A 17696-nucleotide genomic window follows, 5' to 3' on the forward strand; every position below is an offset into this window, starting at 1 on the left:
ATTAGGAGCAAACGTTGGAAATTAGCAGAACCACAAAAAGGAGCTAGGCTTTCACCTAAACTCCTTAACACTAAAATTTTACTTTGTAAAAACTTCTTCTTTAAAACTATTTGTAGCTTGTAATAATTTTTTAAAGACTTTTTCTTTCAGTGAAACTGTGTTTGTATATGATTCTTTGCTTGTTCTAGCCATTTCTTCTTTATCTTTTTGAACTGCTTCTTGGAATAGTGTTTCCAATTGCGCATATGATGAAATGGTTTTTCCGTCTATCTCAAATTCATGTATCCCATCTTTAGCTTGGGCTACAACTTTTTTGAAATATGCCTTCTTCCAATCTTCTAAAGTATGGAATTCACCTTCAGAAATTTTTTCAATAATATAGCTATCACTTAATACTTTATTTTCTTTTCGAGCTTCTGCACTATATTTATTTGATGCATAACCGACAAACCCTTTTTCATATCCATAGTATCCCCACAGACGGAATGTATTGTGTTTAAATGATAATGCTCCTGGAGAACCTTCACTCGTATTTCCTCCATAGATTCCTCCGGTAATTCGAACATTGACATATGCTGTTTGGAAGTCTTCAGGTTTATATAAACCATGGAAATCTCGATTTGTAATGAAATTGTTCATAATTAAATCATCGACAGAATTTAGCGGTACTTGTTTATCAGTATCATTCAACGGACGAACATTGTCCCATTGATCTTTAGAGTTAGCTGGATTTCGAAGTTGTTTGTCCATCTTCTTGAACCATTTGTATTTTAATGCTGTATCCTGTTGTTTAACAACCGTATCCCCTTCTAAATAATCTAAGAGCATTAACGTATCATTATAGCCTTTCATATAATGATCAATTTCCTCACGTGATCTTAATTCGTTTGGATTTGTATTATACCATTGATTTCCATTGTTTGGACGAACGTAAGCCATATTCAATCCTAACGCTCCATATTCTCCTTGGTGCCCAATTTCAGAAGGCGATTGTAACATTCCTTGCGCAAACGCTTCAACATTAGTTCCCGGACGATGTCTCCATCCACCTAAGTAAGCCATACGGTCGTTAACGTGTGTCGTTTCATGCGTAAAAGCTGAAATCCCAAACGGACTAATCATATTGGTAAGCATAAAGAATACTGATGCTTCAGGTCTATTCGGATCATCATAGATAGAGGCCATTGCCCCCATACGTGTATCAGTATTATGATATGTTCCTGTCGGTCCGAACACTTCCCGAATCGGTGCAATTGCTGTTCCTTGATTTGAATACCCTAGACGATTTGCAGATACACCTGGATATAATTGATTATCCCAGACCGGAGTTGGTACTATATTTTTACTCTTCAACAGACGTTCTCGAACATTTGGTAACGCTAATCGAGACCAGAAGTCTAAGTACGCTTGTTGAGCTGTAGCCACCTTATCAATTTCCGGTTTAAATGCATTTCTTTCTTCTTCCGTCATCTTGCCATATTTCTCAAATGAACTAAAGGCTAATGTATTATAAGTTGAAATTAAGAACATATGCGCATTCTTTACGTTTAGAAGCGGTAAAATCATCTTAGCATGGGTACCATTATTCAATCCATCGTAAGCACGATGTTTCTTATCTTTAAAATCTTCCGTTGTTGTCTCTGGTTCCGAAACATATACATGATCTCTCGTTGCATCAATAAACCAATCATTCATATTATCAATATTTGTAAATAATTTACGATTATAATCTAAGAATTGATGTAAATTACCAGACAATGTATCCTTCGCTAAGACTTCACGGAATGCATCTTGCGTACGGTTACCTTTGAGGTTATTCTCTTTTGAACCAATCTCAATCAATCGATCCAATACACTTACGTTTTTACCATAGAAATCTGGTTTGAATAACATTAATTCTTTAATATTTACCTCTCCAAATTTTACTCCGTAATAACGATGTAGATACGTTAATCCAAGAATTAAAGCCGCTTTATTCTTTTCAACTTTATCTAAGATCATTTGTTGTGCTACTAGAGAATCATTTAATTGATGATTTTCGTTTTGAACTAACTTAGTCACTAGTTCTGTTAAGTTATTCTTCACATAATCAAAGCTTTCTTCTAAGTAAAGATTTTTCACTGCATCAAATCTTCCTGATCCCAGTCGGTTAAAGTGTTTATAAATAACATCTGATTGTAATTCAATCGGAATTAATTTTGAAACAATTCCATTCACTAAACCATCATAATTTTTTTGAACAATATTTAATGTATATTTAACTCCTAAATCTGTTACAGTGTATTCTTTAACATTACTTAATCCTTCTGTACTGCCAGATAGATTTAAGTATTCTTTTGTTCCATCCGCATAGTGAATCATAATTTTATTCACTTCTTCTAAATTTGTAACGAATTTTGTATCATGCATTGGTGTTACAGAAAGAACTTCTTTCGTATTTAAGTTATGTGATTTATCCAATTTATTAGCTTGATGTACAATATATTCTTTATTATAGAATGGTTGTAATTTTTCAAAATTCTTATATGCTAATTTATATTCATCGTTATAATCTTGGATTTGATCATAAGCAGAATTTTGAGACACTGTTGCGTTTAATGTAGCCACTAGTGATTTTTCGCTTTCAAAAGTATTAGCAGTAATATTATAGCTAGCTACTTTTTCATCAGCTTCCTCTTTTGTCAATTCAATTTGTTTATTAGGATATTTAGTGTATGACTTTTTACCTTCACTATATCCAGCTACACTGTATAATTTATCAATTTGTGGATGTGCATAATCATCATCAATATCATTTGAACCAAATAACATTTCTGCATTTTTCACTTTTACATAACTAACATTATCTTTTACTGTACCAAAAGGCCATGTCTTACTTGCAAACGCTCCAGTTTGTACTGGCGTAACTACATTAATCATTCCTTTGGCAACAGATTTGGTCAAGTTTCCTTTAGTTCCAGTTAAATAATCGCCTACCATTCCGTATTCAACATATGGAATTAATGAGCTGGCTCGTACGTTATTACCTGTTAATATTGCATCTACATAAGTTCTCGTTACAATGCCTCGATAATTTTTATCAGCAATACCACCTAACATAGAACCATTTGCATGTAATTTTCCGATGAATGCAACATTTTCAATGCGAGTTCCATCGTTCATATTATTAACAACACCCGCTACATTATTACGTCCAATAACAGAACCTGTAATTTTAACATCTTCAATGACAGAAGTGCCATTCATTGTATTTGCTATTGTAGCAACACCATCATCATTTTTACGATCGATATCGACATCTTCAAAATTAATATTTTTTATAGTAGCATTCTTAATAACATTGAATAAAGGTCGTTCTAACTCTGTAATAGCATAACGTTTTCCGTCTTCACTTAATAATTTTCCTGTAAATTCACTCGTGATATACGATTTTCCATTCGCAGATGCATTTCTAGCACTCATACTTTGACCTAATCGGTATTCTCCTGCTGGATCTTTTTGCATTGCTGAAACTAAATCTTCAAAATCATAATAAACATTTCCGTTAGCTGCAACTGATTTTTCAATGTAATGAGTATATTCAGATTCAAATGTTTGATCTTTTTGACGCCCAACTAAATTATCTGCTGTTGCAGTTACTTTATACATTTGTTTTCCATCAACGGTTACTTCTTCAATATTTTTCACTGCTAATAATGTTGATTTTTGATCATGTGAAGTGACTTTTAAGTAGTATTTACTCTTATCCTCTGGGATTGATTTTAATCTAGATTCATTCGTTTCTGTTTCTTGATCATATTTAATTAAATCAGTTCTTCGAATATCTTTGATTTCAACTTTTTTAAGATCTAATTGAATTTTTTTATCTTCTAATGTTTGAGTTTCTTCTCCTTCTCCACGATCATAAACCATTGTAGTAGATAGGGTGTAACCTTGATAATATTTCAAGTCTTTTAATGTTGCTTGTAAATCATTTTCCGGCACGTCAACTTCTTTAACTACTTCACCAGCTTCATTTTTTAAAGCAACTTTAATCGATTTAATCGTAACTCCAACTGGTTTATTTAAAGTGTATTTAGCTGTCGCACTCTTCTTCAAGACATCTTTTTCAGTATTAGCCCATTGTAAAGTAGGTTTTTCTAACCCTTTTGTACCATTCTTAATAATTTTATCTTGAGGTTGTAAGATAACTTTTTCTTCTACTGTTGGAGCTTCGTTTGTTTTTTCTCCGCGAATTGTTTTATACGTTTCAGTAATTTGTTTCTTACCGTTTACACCTTCTTGAGCAACTGTAGTTGTTCCACGTTTTAAAGTGTCATCATCTTCTGTTTTTGTAGCAAAAGGAATGGCTTCTTCTCTTGTTTCAACTGTTGTTCCTTCAACTGGTTTTGTTCCTTTTTTAACGACTTTAGAAACGGCAGGCGTTTTCACTTCCGTACTGGTAGAAAGAACTTTATCTGTCTCTACACCTTCCACTGTTTCGTAAGTTGTTTTGGTAACTTGAACTCCTTTAGCCCCTTCACGTTCAACAACTTCTTCATCTACATATTTTGTGTCATCCGGAACTACTTCTGTTGTGAAATCTAATTCACTTTCGGTAGACTTCTCAACTGTACCTGTTGTTACTTTATATTCTGGGTTTACTTCTTGTACTGGTGCTTGACCTTCTTTGCCTTCTTCTTGCGTACCTTTAGCTGTTTTGGTCTCCTCTGTTGGTTCTACAGTTTCTTCAACCTTAGTCTCTGGAGATACTTCTTCTTGTTTCGGTGTTTCTTCCGCAGTCTTCTCTTCTTCAGGAGCTTCTGGTTGCTTTTCTGGAGAGACTGGTGCCTTTTCGTCTTCACTTGGCGCGACTGGTTCACCTGCTTGTTCAACTTTTGGTTCCGTTTGTTTTTCTACAGCAGGCGTTTCCACTTTTGGTTCTTCAACAGGTTGATTAGCAGCCTCCTCTTTTGATTCTACTACTGCTGGCTGTGCATCTTCTTGTTTCGGTGTCTCTTCCGATACCTTATCCTCTTTAGGATCTTCTTGTTGTGATGAATCTTTTGGTATCCTTGGTTGCTCAGGTTGTTCTGGGACTTTTGGTTGTTCTACTGGAGTTGCAACTTTTGATTCCTCAGCTGGTTTGTCTGATGGTTGACTTTCCGGTTTGACTGGTGCTTGTTCATCTGTTTTTGACTCAACTACTCCACTTACTTCTTCAACTGGAGCTGGTTCTGCTGAATCTTCTTTTTCATCTTTTCCTTTAGGGAGGGGGTCGTCAGTAGGTTTTACTTCCGATTTTGGTTCTTCCTTTGGATCTTCTTCTATTTTAGGAGCTTCTTCTACTGAAACTTCCTCTACTCCTGCTTGGGTTTCTACCCTAGGTTGTGCTTGACTACTTGTTACTTGGGGATTCTCAACTTCGACTACAGTCACCTCTCCAGGTTTAGCTGAGGCTTCTTCTAAAACAGTGTCCAAGCCAAGCGTTTTGAGGATGTCACCTGATAGATAACCAACATAGCGATAGCCCTCCATTTCAACAACACCCTCTCGACTAGCCGGTGCTAGGGTCGCAACTGGGTCTACAGCTCCTGCACTAGGAAGGACTACCAATCCCATAGCTCCAACTAGAAAGACGCTGGCAATTTTCTTTCTCTTGTAGATTACAAGTAAGCTCCCAACAGTCAGCAAACCAAAAGCTGTCAAAACAGATGCTTCTGTCCCTGTTTGTGGCAGCTGGTCTTTTTGATACACCAAACCATAGACAACTTCATCTCCATCAGGCTTTCCTGTCTGGATTAAATCTTTAGCTTCTTGTGAAATAACCTCTTTATCTACATAGTGATAGGTAGCTGCGTCCACTACAGAAGGAGCCATCAAAAGGCTTCCAAGAAATACAGAACCTACAACTCCCTTAATCTTACGAATTGAAAAACGGTCTTTTTTAAACACTTTCATCTCCTTTATTCATTCTCACGACTTTCTGATAGAATCTTGCGGATAATGCGCACGCGCACCTCCAATTAATTTTGGACGACTAGCAAGAGCCGTTACATGGGCATGACCAATCTCTCTCAAAAGAGGGCGAATCGGAACCTGAACATGCTTGACATGCATGCCAATTGCAGTATCTCCGATATCCAATCCAGCATGAGCCTTGATAAATTCAACCTCAACTGGATCTTGCATAAACTTGAAGGCTGCCAACTGACCTGAACCTCCTGCATGAAGGGTAGGAAGGACACTGACGATTTCCAGACCAAACTGCTCTGCCACTTGACGTTCAACGACGAGGGCACGATTGACATGCTCACAGCCTTGAACGGCTAAATGGATACCTCTACTACCTAGAATACCCAAGACAGTCTCCACTATCAGCTCACCAATCTTTTGACTGGATTCTTTCCCAATCTGACCACCTATCACCTCACTAGAAGATAGACCTAAAACAAAAAGGGCCCCCTGCTTCAAATTGGCCTTTTCTAAAACATCTTCTACTATCTGACGTGTTTCTCTTTGAATCTGTGTCTCGTTCATCTCTGTCACCTCTTTTGTCACCCTTCTATCATACCGTTTTTTCTTGTTTTTAGCAAGATAGACAACCTAGAAAGCTTGCCCAATTACGCATAAAACTCCCAGAATTGACTGGGAGTTAGCTAGTTTATATTCTATTTATGTATATTTCCACTTTCGTTCCTTTTGAGGGGGCAGATTCAATCTTCATCTGGTAATTGGCTCCAAAATGAAGTTTGAGCCGTTGGTCAACATTTTGAAGACCAACTCCCCCACGTTTGAGTTGACTTTGACTACTATCACCAGCATCTTGGAAGCCAACGCCATCATCCTCAATACGGATGACCAATCCTGAATCCTGTTTCTGAACAGAAACTCTAATATGTCCCTGACCTTCCTTTTCCTTAATGCCATGGTAAAGAGCATTTTCCACCAAGGGTTGTAACACCAACTTGGGCAAGATTAGATGATCAAAGGCAGGATTTTCAACAATCTCGTATTCCAGCTTATCTCCATAGCGTTGTTTCTGGATAAAGAGATACTGGCGGACATGATTGATTTCGTCAGACAGACAAATCAAATCCTTGCCTTGATTGAGCGCTAAGCGGAAGTAGGTCGCCAAGGACTTGGTCACCTGAACCACTCTCTGACTATCCTGAAATTCAGCCATCCATATGATGGTGTCCAAGGTGTTATAGAGGAAATGCGGATTAATCTGGCTCGATAGAGCTTGAAGTTGGTACTGACGGGTCGTTTCTTCCTGCCTGCGAATAGCTGCCATCAACTGATCAATCTGATCCAACATGACATTGAACTGGCGAATCACTTCTCTCAGTTCATGGGCACCAGTTTCCTTGGCACGCAGATTCTGATTACCAGAAGCAATCTCCAGCATGGTTTCTCTCAAGTCATTCAGAGGAGCAATCCAGCGTTTGAGACTAAGCCACACCAAGCAGAGACAGGCAAGAAGAGATGTGAAACTGGCTCCAAGCAAGGTCCACATGAGTTGACTCCTAACCTTGTCTAACTTCTCCAACGAAGACACACCAAGCACCGTCCAATCAGTTCCAGCAATCCTTTCCTGACTGACGTAGGATTTGTGATCTGGAGTATAGCCCTGCCCTGTCTCAATATAGGGTTTCATGGCCTCCATTTCGCTAGATGAGCTATAGACTGTATGTTTAGGATGATAAACAAATTCATGATTTTCATTGATGATAAAAGCAAATCCCTGCTGCCCCAACTGTAGCTGGTTGAGATAGGCTTCCAGAGTTTCATAAGAAATATCCAAACGAAGTACACCCAGATTGGCTCCCTTTGCATCAACAAGTTCTTGAGTGACAGAAATGACCCACTGACTATCTGATTTACGAGCTGGAGTCAAAACGGGCATGGCTCCCTGATGAATGGCCTTTTGGTACCAATCCTCAGCCATCATATCTGAGGAAGTTTTCATTTGCACACTGTCATCTGTAGAAATGACCTGACCGGATTTGGTCACCAGCACAACAGTTTTCAAGTCCTGATCTGCCTTTAAGATGGTCAAAAACAGATCTCGAATTCCCTTGATCTTGTCTTGACTGGGATTCTCAGCATAGGCCAGAACATCCGTCTGCTGGGTCAAACTAGTCGAGGTGGTTTCTAATTTTTTGATATAAGACTGGATAAAGTGGCTAGTCTGGCTGATGGTCGTTTGGCTGTTTCCTTCAATGCTAGCCTCAATGGCTGAAGAACTAGATTGATAGTAAAAAGTCCCAACCAGAGCTAGGAGAATGAGAAAGACCAGAAAGATGGAAATAACCATTCTGACTAGGAGAGAAGAACGCTTCATCGACCTCCCCCTTTCTTAAACTGACGAGGTGTCACACCTGCAATCTGTTTAAAACGTTGGGTAAAGTAATTCATATCTTCAAAACCAACCTTCTCTGCGATCTCATAAATCTTCAGATCTGTGGTTAGAAGCAAGAGCTTGGCTTGTTTGACACGTTCTCTCACCAGATAATCCTGAAAAGGCAGACCCAACTCTTTCTTAATCAAAGAACTCAGATAAGTCGGGCTAAAGCCCAAGTCACTGGCCAAAGACTTTAAACTAAACTGGCTATCAGCCAGATGGGACTGGATTTTCTGGGCCATATTTCCTTCAAACTTATCGGTCAATAAATCTTGTAACTGCTCTTCCTTTTCTTCCTTATCCAACTTTTGCTTGATTTTCCCCAACATCTCCTCAATATCCTGACGAGAAAAGGGTTTAAGCAGGTAATCGTCCACACCTAGTTTGACAGCAGACAAGGCATAATCAAAATCATCGTAGCCTGTCAAAAAAACTAGATGCACCTGAGGATAGGTTTCTCGGACCAGACTGGCCAACTGGATTCCATTTAGCTGAGGCATGTTGATATCGGTTAAAATGATATCTGGAACCTGCTTTTGTATCAATTCCCAAGCCTGCCTTCCATTTTCAGCCTGACCGATGATTTCCATATCGTAGGCTGCTACATTGACCAGCTTGGTCAAGCCTTGTCTTACCAGATACTCATCTTCTACAATTAAGATTGTGTAGGTCATGCTCTGCTCCTTTACCACTTACTAGTATCAGTATAGCAAAATTCTCCTCTAACTGCTTAGGATAGACTTCTTAATCGACATAATTTAGTAAATAAGCATAGCCTTTTTCTTCCATTTGGTCTTTGGGAATAAAACGGATAGAGAGACTATTAATACAGTAGCGCAATCCACCCTTGTCCTGTGGTCCATCCGTAAAGACATGGCCAAGGTGAGAATCTCCCACTCGGCTCCGCACTTCCATGCGTGTCATATTGTAGGACTTATCTTCCTTGTAGGTGGCAACATCTGGACTGATTGGTTGGGTAAAACTAGGCCATCCACAACCAGACTCAAACTTATCCTTTGATGAAAAGAGAGGTTCGCCAGTTGCCACATCCACATAGATACCAGATTCAAATTTATCCCAGTAGCGGTTTGAAAAAGCTCGCTCTGTTTGATTTTTCTGGGTAACTGCATACTCCTCAGATGACAGGGTCTTTTTCAATTCTTCATCACTTGGTTTGGGATATTTGCTGGCATCAATGACTGGATAGGCAGCCTGATTGACATTGATATGGCAGTAGCCATTTGGATTTTTCTTGAGATAGTCTTGGTGGTAATCCTCAGCCACCACGAAATTCTGCAAGGCCTCCTTTTCAACTGCTAGAGGTTGATCGTATTTCTTAGCCACCTCATCAAAGACTTGGTTGATTACCTCCAAATCCTTGTCATCTGTGTAATATACACCGGTACGGTACTGGGTCCCCACATCATTTCCTTGTTTATTTTTGCTGGTTGGATTGATAATGCGGAAATAATGAAGCAAAATTTCCTTGAGGGAAATTTGATTGGCGTCGTAAGTGACATGGACGGTTTCCGCATGTCCTGTTTGGTTGATCAATTCGTACTTGGTTGTTTCCCCTCTACCGTTTGCATAGCCTGAAACGGCATCTGTCACTCCGGGAACGCGGGAGAAGTATTCCTCCACTCCCCAGAAACAACCTCCAGCTAGATAAATTTCGTGCAAGTCTGCGTCTTTACTAATTTCTGTTTTTTTCACTGTTTTTCCTCCTTGGCTGACTGCCGCTTTCTCAATTTGCGAGGCATCTGTCTGCCCTGCATTTCGCATCAATAGAACATAGAAACCGGTTATGGCTAGGAAAAATACTCCTAGCAACAAGATGATTTTTAGCTTATCATTCATAGGACACCTCCTAGGCTAATTCCTTCAAAGTTTGCAAAATCGCATCTTTTTCCATGAATCCTGGTTGGGTTTTGACCAATTTTCCTTCACCATCTATAAAGGCTTGAGTTGGGTAAGAGCGAACGCCATAAGTTTCCAAAAGTTTGCCTGATGGGTCAACTAGGACTGGGAAATTTTTATAATCCAAGCCCTTGTACCAGTTCTTAAAGTCCGCTTCTGCTTGTTCACCCTTGTGTCCAGGAGACACCACTGTCAAGACCACATAGTCGTCGCCAGCTTCTTTAGCAATTTCATCCGTATCTGGAAGACTAGCCAGACAGATGGAACACCAAGAAGCCCAGAATTTGAGATAGACTTTCTTGCCCTTGTAATCAGACAAGCGATAGGTCTTGCCATCTACTCCAGTTAGCTCAAAATCAGCCACTTCTTTCCCTTTAGCTGCGCTTGTTTTACTAGCTGTCTGCTCCATCTTCATTTCATCTTTCATTTGGTGTTCACTGGTCATGGACTTGCCTGAACAAGCCGTCAAACAAAGGAGCGAGCCTGCTCCAAGAACACATGTTTGCCATTTTTTCATACTGATATTCCTTTCCATTTTATTCAAATAATTGACTTAAAATTGAAGCATTTCCAAATAGAACCAAGAGTCCCATCACAATAATGAGAAAACCACCCACTTTTTTGAGAATCCCGAGATAGGGATGAAGTTTTCGGAAATGTTTCAAAACATAACTAGAGGCCAGAGCTAGAAGCAAGAATGGTAGCGCCAAGCCCAGTGTATACACCAACATGAGACCCGCTCCCTGCCAAGCTCCTGAACCACCTGAAGCCGCCAAGGCTAAAACAGACCCCAGAACCGGCCCTACACAAGGCGTCCAAGCAAAACTAAAGGTCAAACCCAGCAAAAATGCCTGACTATAGCCCTTACCATGTTGCCCCTGTCCTTGCAGTTGTAACCTCTTTTCCTTATAAAGCCCCTTAAAGCGTAGAATCTCCATCTGGTGCAAGCCTAAGAGAATGATAACCGCACCCGTCACATATTGGAACCAAGAAGCATAAAGCAAATCGCCTAAAAAACCAGCTCCATAGCCCAACAAAATAAAGATAAAGGAAATTCCTGCTATAAATGCCAGAGTTCGCAATAAGCTAGTAACTGAGATTGAAAATTTGTTGCTAGAAGCCTGAGCACCATCCTTATCATCCAACAAGACTCCTGCATAGACTGGTAACAAGGGTAAGATACAAGGAGAAAAGAAGGATAGAATCCCTGCCAAAAAGACACTTAGAAAAAAGAAAATATGACCCATAAAGTTCCTCCTATCATTTTATTGATAGGTTTATTATACTCCTTCCATTTTCGAAAAAACAGGGACAATGATAAGGGAAAATAGGAATTTAATCAGATGATTTAGAAATCTTGGACAAAAACTATACAAAAAACTGTCAAAGCACAAAAGCGCATAGTATCANNTGATACTATGCGCTTTTGTAATGAATGAAGAATGAGTTAGACTCAATGAAAATCAAAGAGCAAACTAGGAAGCTAGCCGCAGGCTGTACTTGAGTACAGCAAGGCGAAGCTGATGTGGTTTGCACTTTGATTTTCGAATAGTATTAGTCTTTTTTAAAGCTCTTATCTTTCAAACTCTGCACACTGGCATTGATCACTGCACCTAGAATAACAATTTTAGCAATCAAGATAAACCAAAACATCATAACAACAAGAAGAACTGAACCTAAAATTCGGACGTCCACTAAATGATGGACATAGTAATTGAGATAACTAGAGAACAGAGTTAGTAGAACTAAAATCACTAAGAGAACAAAGGCACTGCCTGGTAGGGTATAGCTAATTTTCCTGTTAGATAGATTGGGAAGAAAATAATAAAGCATGACCAAGATAGCAAAGAGCAGGGCGTAAGTCAGAGGACCTGCCAACCCTTGTAAAGCCTGATAGATAATGCCATCTTTTGTCCAATAATGAGCAAGTAAATCCAAAATCATCTGCCCAAATAAGCTCAAAAACAAGGCAAACGCAAAGAGGAGCTGCAAGCCAAAACTGACTAGGAGACTCACCATCTGATGGGAAATAAGTCCACGACTCTTTTCGACGCCATAAGCCTTGTTAAAAGCTTTTTGCAAGAAATTCATAGATTTTGAAAAACTCCATAGCGCCGACAAGACAGAAAAACTCAATAAACCTGTTGAAGGTTGGGTCAAGACTTCTCTGGCTATTTTTTCCACACCTTCATAGAGGCTTGGGGGCAGGACGTCTTTCACAAAGCCCAGAAATTCTCCCACAGGAATCTGAAAATAGGGGAGTATATTGACCACCACCAAAAGCAGGGGAAAAATCGAAATCAACCAATAGTAGGCTACTGCGACACTGGTCAACTCACTATCTGATGCTTGATAATAATGCAAAAAAGCTTTTAATAGAGGCTTGTCTATCAGCTCTTTCCACCACTTTTTCATGTCACACTCCTTCACTTATAATCTTATACTCGATGAAAATCAAATAGCAAACTAGGAAGCTAGCCGCAGGTTGCTCAAAGCCCTGCTTTGAGGTTGTAGATGAAACTGACGAAGTCAGTCACATATATAATCCAAGGCGACGCTGACGTAGTTTGAAGAGATTTTCGAAGAGTATTAACTAATTTCTTCTTACCAATTCCACCATATCATAAGGCAGGGTATTGGCAGCTTCCTTCAAGGAATAGTTCTCTAAGTTATTGACATTTTGTCGTAACTTCTTGGCATACTTGGTCGTAATCAATCGTTTTTCTTCGTATTCGAAAATCAACTTACGCTCCAGATAATATCCTCTCAGCATTTCATCGATATTGTTGGGCTTGACACGATTGATAACCCGTTCGACAAAAGCACCACTGCTGATAATAGCTGTTTCTCGGAGACGAGACTCCTGCATAAAACTAATCAAAGAGCGTCTATAGACTCCCTTCAGGTTTTCCAAACTTTCAATAATCATCTCTGTATTGGCAAGATAGAGCTCTGCAATTTGGTCATAATCAAGAGCACGGAGACGGCTTTGCTCCTTGTCCTTCCAGCTACGGAAGGTCTTTCCGAGAGTAAAAACTTCATGAAGGAGAAAACGTAAAATCCGCAAAGAAACAAGGAAATAATAGGTCAATCGTGACGCAAACTTACGATTGATTCCTCGTTCTATATTTTTCAGATAACGTTGGTAAACTCGGTAAGCACGATTACTAATGTTCCCCTCTTCATAGGCCTGTTCCAATCCATCACTTTCAATACTAAGAATCAAGAGTTTCAAAGCAGCCCAGTCTTCTTGATCATCCTGGTTTTCTTGGCTTAAAATGAGATTTTCAATACGTCCATGATAATTGTCAATAGCCGCATAGAGGGGAAGTTTATTTCTGGTGTCTTCCAACTCTTTTTCCAACTCTATCGTTACTTCATTCAAAATGGCGATATGCATGAGATAGTCCTTGCTTTCTTCCTGCTCATCAGAAAGATGAGGCAAGACCACGAGGCCTGTTAAAAAGCTTACAAGCGTCACACCTGCGACAAGGAAAAGTAAGAGAGGATACTCCTGCTCTAAATTACTCGGTATCAGAAGGATCGTAGCAATCGACACGGTTCCCTTAACACCTGAGAAGGTCAAGAGAAGCATATCCTTCATATACTTATTTAGCTTTTTCTTGAGACGTCTAGTCCTATAGGCATAATAGCCATAAATCATGACAAAACGAATAGCAAAGAGGACAAAGGTAAGGGCTATAAGAGATACCAATAAAAGTAGGGGATTATAGATTGGATTGGCCAAGATAGGCTCTGCTATCATTTCCAACTCCATCCCTAAAATCACAAAGACAGAACCGTTGAGCATAAAGTTCACTGTCTGCCAGACCGTCTCGGTTACCGTATCCACTTGGGCTTCAAGGAGTGTAATTTTCTTAAAACGGCTTGCCTTTAAAATCCCAGCAACTACAACAGCAATAATCCCTGAAACGTGTACTTCTTCTGCTAGAAAGAAGGTCACCAGAGGCAAACTCAATTCCAGAAGGAGTTCACTAGCTATATCCGTTGCGCGCACACTTAGCAAGAAGCTATGGAGGAAACGGTTGGTCATGGCTGTTAAAAATCCAATTAAAAAACCACCTAGGATTGAAAAGATGAGCGAACTACTCGCTTGCCTAAGGGAAAAAGCTCCTGTTGTCCAAGCTGTCAAAGCTACCTGAAAAGCCACCAAACCAGAAGCATCATTCAAAAGTCCTTCACCCTTAAGGATATTGGAGACGCGCTTAGGAAAGCTAAAGCGCTCCGAAAGAGAGGCAAAGGCCACCAAGTCCGTAGGCCCAAGGGCCGCCCCAACAGCCAAGCAAGCTGCCAAGGGAAGGCTGAGCCAAAGAAGATGGGCCAAGCCACCCAAACTCAGGGTTGAGATGAAAATCACTGGAAATATGAGATAGATAATGATTCGCCAGTGTTTTAAAATAGCTGTAATATCAGCTTCTTCCGACTCTCGGAAAAGCAAGGGACCGATAACCAGTGCCAAAAACAACTCCGTATTGAGATGAAAGTCGGTATTGGGTAAAAAGAGACCAATCACAATTCCCAAAAGAATTTGCACCAAAGGAAGGGGTAAAAAGGGCAGGAGCTTATTGGTTGTACTTGAGACAATCAAAACCAGTAAAAATAGGATGAGGTAAATCAATAATTCCACGCACGTCCTCCTTAATCTTTTTTACAACAAGATTCAAAAATCTCCTTCTGCTCTTTGATTTTTTGGTCAATCTTGGAACAATCCTTGTGCTCAATTTTTCTCTGGCACCGTTCCATTTCAAGAGCAACTAATTTTTTCTTGATTTTAAGCATTTTTTTGCTCATGTGTGCTTGATCTAGCACCCCCACCGCTCGTTCGTGGTGGGTTGATTCAACAAAATTCTGGCGCATGGCATCCAGCTTTTCACGTAGGTATTGTTTATCCATGTCTATATCTCTCTAATTTTTCAATCATTACTAAAAATGGTGGGTTGTTAACTTGATTAAGCGTTCGGTAAATGGCAGCTGTGTACTCTTGTTGGTTCAACTGGCTAACAAAATCCAAGACAGCATCCCTCTCGAGGTCGCCTCCTTCATGACCATAGTAGATCATGATGGCAATCCGTCCACCTTTGACAAGCAAATGGCATAACTTTTCTAATGCTTCAATCGTTGTCTGAGGTTGGGTAATGACTGACTTATCAGCTGATGGCAAATAGCCCAGATTAAAAATCCCTGCCTTGGCTTCTGTCACAAACTGGTCCAGTGTCTCATGGCCTTGCAAGATTAACTGGGCATTTGTCATTCCAGCTTGGTTCAAACGCTCTTGCGTCTTTTCCAAGGCTTGTTCCTGAATATCAAAGGCATAGACTTTCTTGGCTAGCTTGGCTAGAAAAAGCGTGTCATGACCATTTCCCATAGTCGCATCCACTACGATATCGTCCTGAGTTACTACCTCAGCCAAAAAATCATGTGCCATCTCAAGTGGTCTTTTCATTTTCAAACTCCTGTTTTACAGCCTTGCATCCTTGAACACTTCCACGACGTCGCATCTCCATCTCAATGCTGTTGAGAACTTCCCATTTATTGAGGCTCCACATAGGGCCAATCAGCATATCCCTAGGTGCATCTCCCGTGATTCGATGGATGACGATATGTTTGGGAATGATTTCCAGTTGGTCACAGATGACCTTGACATATTCTTCCTGACTCATCAATTGTAAACGTCCCTCATGGTAATCTCGTTGCATACGCGTATTGGTCATCAGGTGAAGCAAATGCAGTTTAATCCCTTGAATATCGTTATCCGTGACACAGCGGCGGACATTTTCAATCATCATCTCATGAGTTTCACCAGGAAGTCCGTTGATCAGATGGGAAACAATCTCAATCTTGGGATACTTTCTCAAACGCTTGACCGTTTCTACGTACAATTCATAGGAATGGGCACGGTTAATCAGGTCAGAGGTTTCTTCATAAGTAGTCTGCAAGCCCAATTCAACCGTCACATGCATGCGCTCCGACAACTCAGCCAAATATTCGATGGTTTCGTCCGGTAAACAGTCTGGGCGCGTTCCGATATTGATTCCTACTACACCTGGCTCATTGATAGCCTGCTCATAGCGTTCTCGGATGACTTCCACCTTTTCATGGGTGTTGGTAAAATTTTGAAAATAAACCAGATACTTCTGAACATCTGGCCATTTACGATGCATAAAGTCAATTTCCTTATAAAATTGCTCACGGATAGGCGCGTCTGGTGCTACGATAGCATCTCCAGAACCTGAAACCGTACAAAAAGTACATCCTCCATGAGCCACAGTCCCATCACGATTTGGACAGTCAAATCCCGCATCAATAGGGACTTTAAAGGTCTTTTCTCCAAAGAGTTTTCGATAATAATCATTCAAGGTATTATAAGATTTCATAACCTTCATTATAACAAAAAACACCCACAATCTCAAAAGCCTGACTTTCCTATAAATTCCTCTGTTTCTCGTTTCCATTAGCGATTTTTTATGATACAATATGGATATGATTTTAATGAAATTAGCATCTATTTTATTATTGATACTGACCTTAGTAGTCTGCATTATCATAACCAAACTTTTTAGATTAAAAAAACTAGGACGAAACTTTGCGGATTTGGCTTTTCCAGTCTTGGTATTTGAGTATTACTTGATCACAGCTAAAACCTTTACCCATAATTTCCTCCCTAGACTGGGCCTAGCCCTCTCAGTCCTAGCCATTATTCTCGTCTTTTTCTTCCTTCTGAAAAAACGCAGCTTTTACTATCCTAAATTCATCAAATTCTTCTGGCGTGCAGGATTCTTATTAACCCTTGTCATGTATATCGAGATGATTGTTGAATTGATGACCCAGAAATAAAAAAATGAAATTGAAAACACCTCAATCAAGCTGAAATACAGTGATTGAAGTGTTTTTTTCTTTATCTATTTTTTCATCAATTCCTATTTTCTTTATCAGGAAAGAGGTAACCAATACCTACACAAGCCAGCACACCTGCTCCAATCACCAAGCCACTTGAAATTGGTAACAGGTCCAAAATTGCATTGGCGATGATAAAGGCAATAATCAAACACATCAGACTATCCTTGTAGTCTTTTTTCAAAAGATTCTCTAGAGTGAAAAAGAGGAACAGGCCTACCGGAATCAGGGACCATAGGTTGACATCCAAACTTGGCCATCCAACAGAACCAAAATACACTACTGTCGCTGCTGCTACTAAAAATACAATCCCCAATAATTTTTTCATTTCTTTATCTCCGATTTCTTTTTTAGGAACTTGAGTTATCTGATAGTGACGCCTCCTGTTCCTTACAAAAATCATTATAACAGAGGTCAATTTCAAGAACAAGTTCGTTTGCCTATCTGGTCTCAATCTCGGTCTAAGTGGCTCAATAAT

At 39.7% G+C, this 17696-nt stretch carries 14 protein-coding genes; 1 reads left to right on the forward strand and 13 read right to left on the reverse strand.

Features of this window, described 5'->3' with window-relative positions; translation table 11 throughout:
- Window positions 1–78: 78 nt before the first annotated feature.
- The 12 genes from HT720_RS08625 to HT720_RS08680 form a co-directional block, all read right to left on the reverse strand.
- Complete coding sequence (locus HT720_RS08625) at window positions 79–5934, reverse strand: ZmpA/ZmpB/ZmpC family metallo-endopeptidase (protein ID WP_173275705.1); 5856 nt, start codon at window positions 5932–5934, stop codon at window positions 79–81.
- 21 nt (window positions 5935–5955) lie between these two features.
- Window positions 5956–6519: a TIGR01440 family protein gene (locus tag HT720_RS08630; RefSeq protein WP_173275708.1), complete on the reverse strand. Its 564-nt coding sequence runs from the start codon at window positions 6517–6519 to the stop codon at window positions 5956–5958.
- A gap of 124 nt (window positions 6520–6643) precedes the next feature.
- Window positions 6644–8326: a sensor histidine kinase gene (locus HT720_RS08635; protein ID WP_173275710.1), complete on the reverse strand. Its 1683-nt coding sequence runs from the start codon at window positions 8324–8326 to the stop codon at window positions 6644–6646.
- Complete coding sequence (locus HT720_RS08640; RefSeq protein ID WP_173275713.1) at window positions 8323–9060, reverse strand: response regulator transcription factor; 738 nt, start codon at window positions 9058–9060, stop codon at window positions 8323–8325. The genes HT720_RS08635 and HT720_RS08640 overlap by 4 nt, the downstream gene beginning before the upstream one ends.
- Before the next feature lie 70 nt (window positions 9061–9130).
- Window positions 9131–10243 carry a peptide-methionine (R)-S-oxide reductase MsrB gene (gene msrB, locus HT720_RS08645; protein WP_173275716.1) on the reverse strand — a complete coding sequence of 371 codons (1113 nt, stop codon included), beginning with the start codon at window positions 10241–10243 and terminating at the stop codon, window positions 9131–9133.
- A gap of 10 nt (window positions 10244–10253) precedes the next feature.
- Window positions 10254–10820 (reverse strand): redoxin family protein, encoded by a 567-nt coding sequence (locus HT720_RS08650; protein WP_173275720.1) that lies wholly within the window; start codon window positions 10818–10820, stop codon window positions 10254–10256.
- 19 nt (window positions 10821–10839) lie between these two features.
- Complete coding sequence (ccdA2, locus tag HT720_RS08655; RefSeq protein WP_173275724.1) at window positions 10840–11550, reverse strand: thiol-disulfide oxidoreductase-associated membrane protein CcdA2; 711 nt, start codon at window positions 11548–11550, stop codon at window positions 10840–10842.
- Between the two features lie 307 nt (window positions 11551–11857).
- Window positions 11858–12718, reverse strand: coding sequence for a YihY/virulence factor BrkB family protein (locus HT720_RS08660; protein WP_173275727.1), 861 nt, complete (start codon window positions 12716–12718; stop codon window positions 11858–11860).
- Window positions 12719–12896: 178 nt separating this feature from the next.
- On the reverse strand, window positions 12897–14951 hold the full coding sequence (locus tag HT720_RS08665; RefSeq protein WP_173275730.1) for a cation:proton antiporter: 2055 nt from the start codon (window positions 14949–14951) through the stop codon (window positions 12897–12899).
- Window positions 14952–14962: 11 nt separating this feature from the next.
- The gene (locus HT720_RS08670; RefSeq protein ID WP_000361085.1) at window positions 14963–15217 is read right to left on the reverse strand and encodes a hypothetical protein; all 255 of its coding nucleotides are present in this window, start codon (window positions 15215–15217) and stop codon (window positions 14963–14965) included.
- Window positions 15210–15767 (reverse strand): class I SAM-dependent methyltransferase, encoded by a 558-nt coding sequence (locus HT720_RS08675; protein ID WP_164226849.1) that lies wholly within the window; start codon window positions 15765–15767, stop codon window positions 15210–15212. The genes HT720_RS08670 and HT720_RS08675 overlap by 8 nt, the downstream gene beginning before the upstream one ends.
- Window positions 15751–16707: a TIGR01212 family radical SAM protein gene (locus HT720_RS08680; protein ID WP_004249825.1), complete on the reverse strand. Its 957-nt coding sequence runs from the start codon at window positions 16705–16707 to the stop codon at window positions 15751–15753. The genes HT720_RS08675 and HT720_RS08680 overlap by 17 nt, the downstream gene beginning before the upstream one ends.
- 91 nt (window positions 16708–16798) lie before the next feature.
- On the opposite strand from HT720_RS08680, the gene HT720_RS08685 reads away from it, so the two are divergent.
- Entirely contained in the window at window positions 16799–17158 is a 360-nt protein-coding gene (locus HT720_RS08685; RefSeq protein ID WP_164226850.1) for a DUF3397 domain-containing protein, read from the forward strand.
- Window positions 17159–17234: 76 nt separating this feature from the next.
- Here the strand turns inward: HT720_RS08685 and HT720_RS08690 are convergent, their stop codons facing one another.
- A complete protein-coding gene (locus HT720_RS08690; protein ID WP_164226851.1) occupies window positions 17235–17546 on the reverse strand; it encodes a hypothetical protein in 312 nt (103 codons plus the stop codon).
- Window positions 17547–17696 lie beyond the last annotated feature (150 nt).

The organism is Streptococcus sp. 68, assembly GCF_013277415.1.
Taxonomy (GTDB): Bacteria; Bacillota; Bacilli; order Lactobacillales; family Streptococcaceae; genus Streptococcus.

Bases quoted from the DNA above. Each gene is read 5' to 3' on its own strand.
- HT720_RS08630 (WP_173275708.1), bottom strand. From the start codon at position 6,519: ATGAACGAGACACAGATTCAAAGAGAAACACGTCAGATAGTAGAAGAT.
- HT720_RS08635 (WP_173275710.1), bottom strand. From the start codon at position 8,326: ATGAAGCGTTCTTCTCTCCTAGTCAGAATGGTTATTTCCATCTTTCTG.
- HT720_RS08640 (WP_173275713.1), bottom strand. From the start codon at position 9,060: ATGACCTACACAATCTTAATTGTAGAAGATGAGTATCTGGTAAGACAA.
- msrB (WP_173275716.1), bottom strand. From the start codon at position 10,243: ATGAATGATAAGCTAAAAATCATCTTGTTGCTAGGAGTATTTTTCCTA.
- HT720_RS08650 (WP_173275720.1), bottom strand. From the start codon at position 10,820: ATGAAAAAATGGCAAACATGTGTTCTTGGAGCAGGCTCGCTCCTTTGT.
- ccdA2 (WP_173275724.1), bottom strand. From the start codon at position 11,550: ATGGGTCATATTTTCTTTTTTCTAAGTGTCTTTTTGGCAGGGATTCTA.
- HT720_RS08660 (WP_173275727.1), bottom strand. From the start codon at position 12,718: ATGAAAAAGTGGTGGAAAGAGCTGATAGACAAGCCTCTATTAAAAGCT.
- HT720_RS08670 (WP_000361085.1), bottom strand. From the start codon at position 15,217: ATGGATAAACAATACCTACGTGAAAAGCTGGATGCCATGCGCCAGAAT.
- HT720_RS08675 (WP_164226849.1), bottom strand. From the start codon at position 15,767: ATGAAAAGACCACTTGAGATGGCACATGATTTTTTGGCTGAGGTAGTA.
- HT720_RS08680 (WP_004249825.1), bottom strand. From the start codon at position 16,707: ATGAAGGTTATGAAATCTTATAATACCTTGAATGATTATTATCGAAAA.
- HT720_RS08685 (WP_164226850.1), top strand. From the start codon at position 16,799: ATGGATATGATTTTAATGAAATTAGCATCTATTTTATTATTGATACTG.
- HT720_RS08690 (WP_164226851.1), bottom strand. From the start codon at position 17,546: ATGAAAAAATTATTGGGGATTGTATTTTTAGTAGCAGCAGCGACAGTA.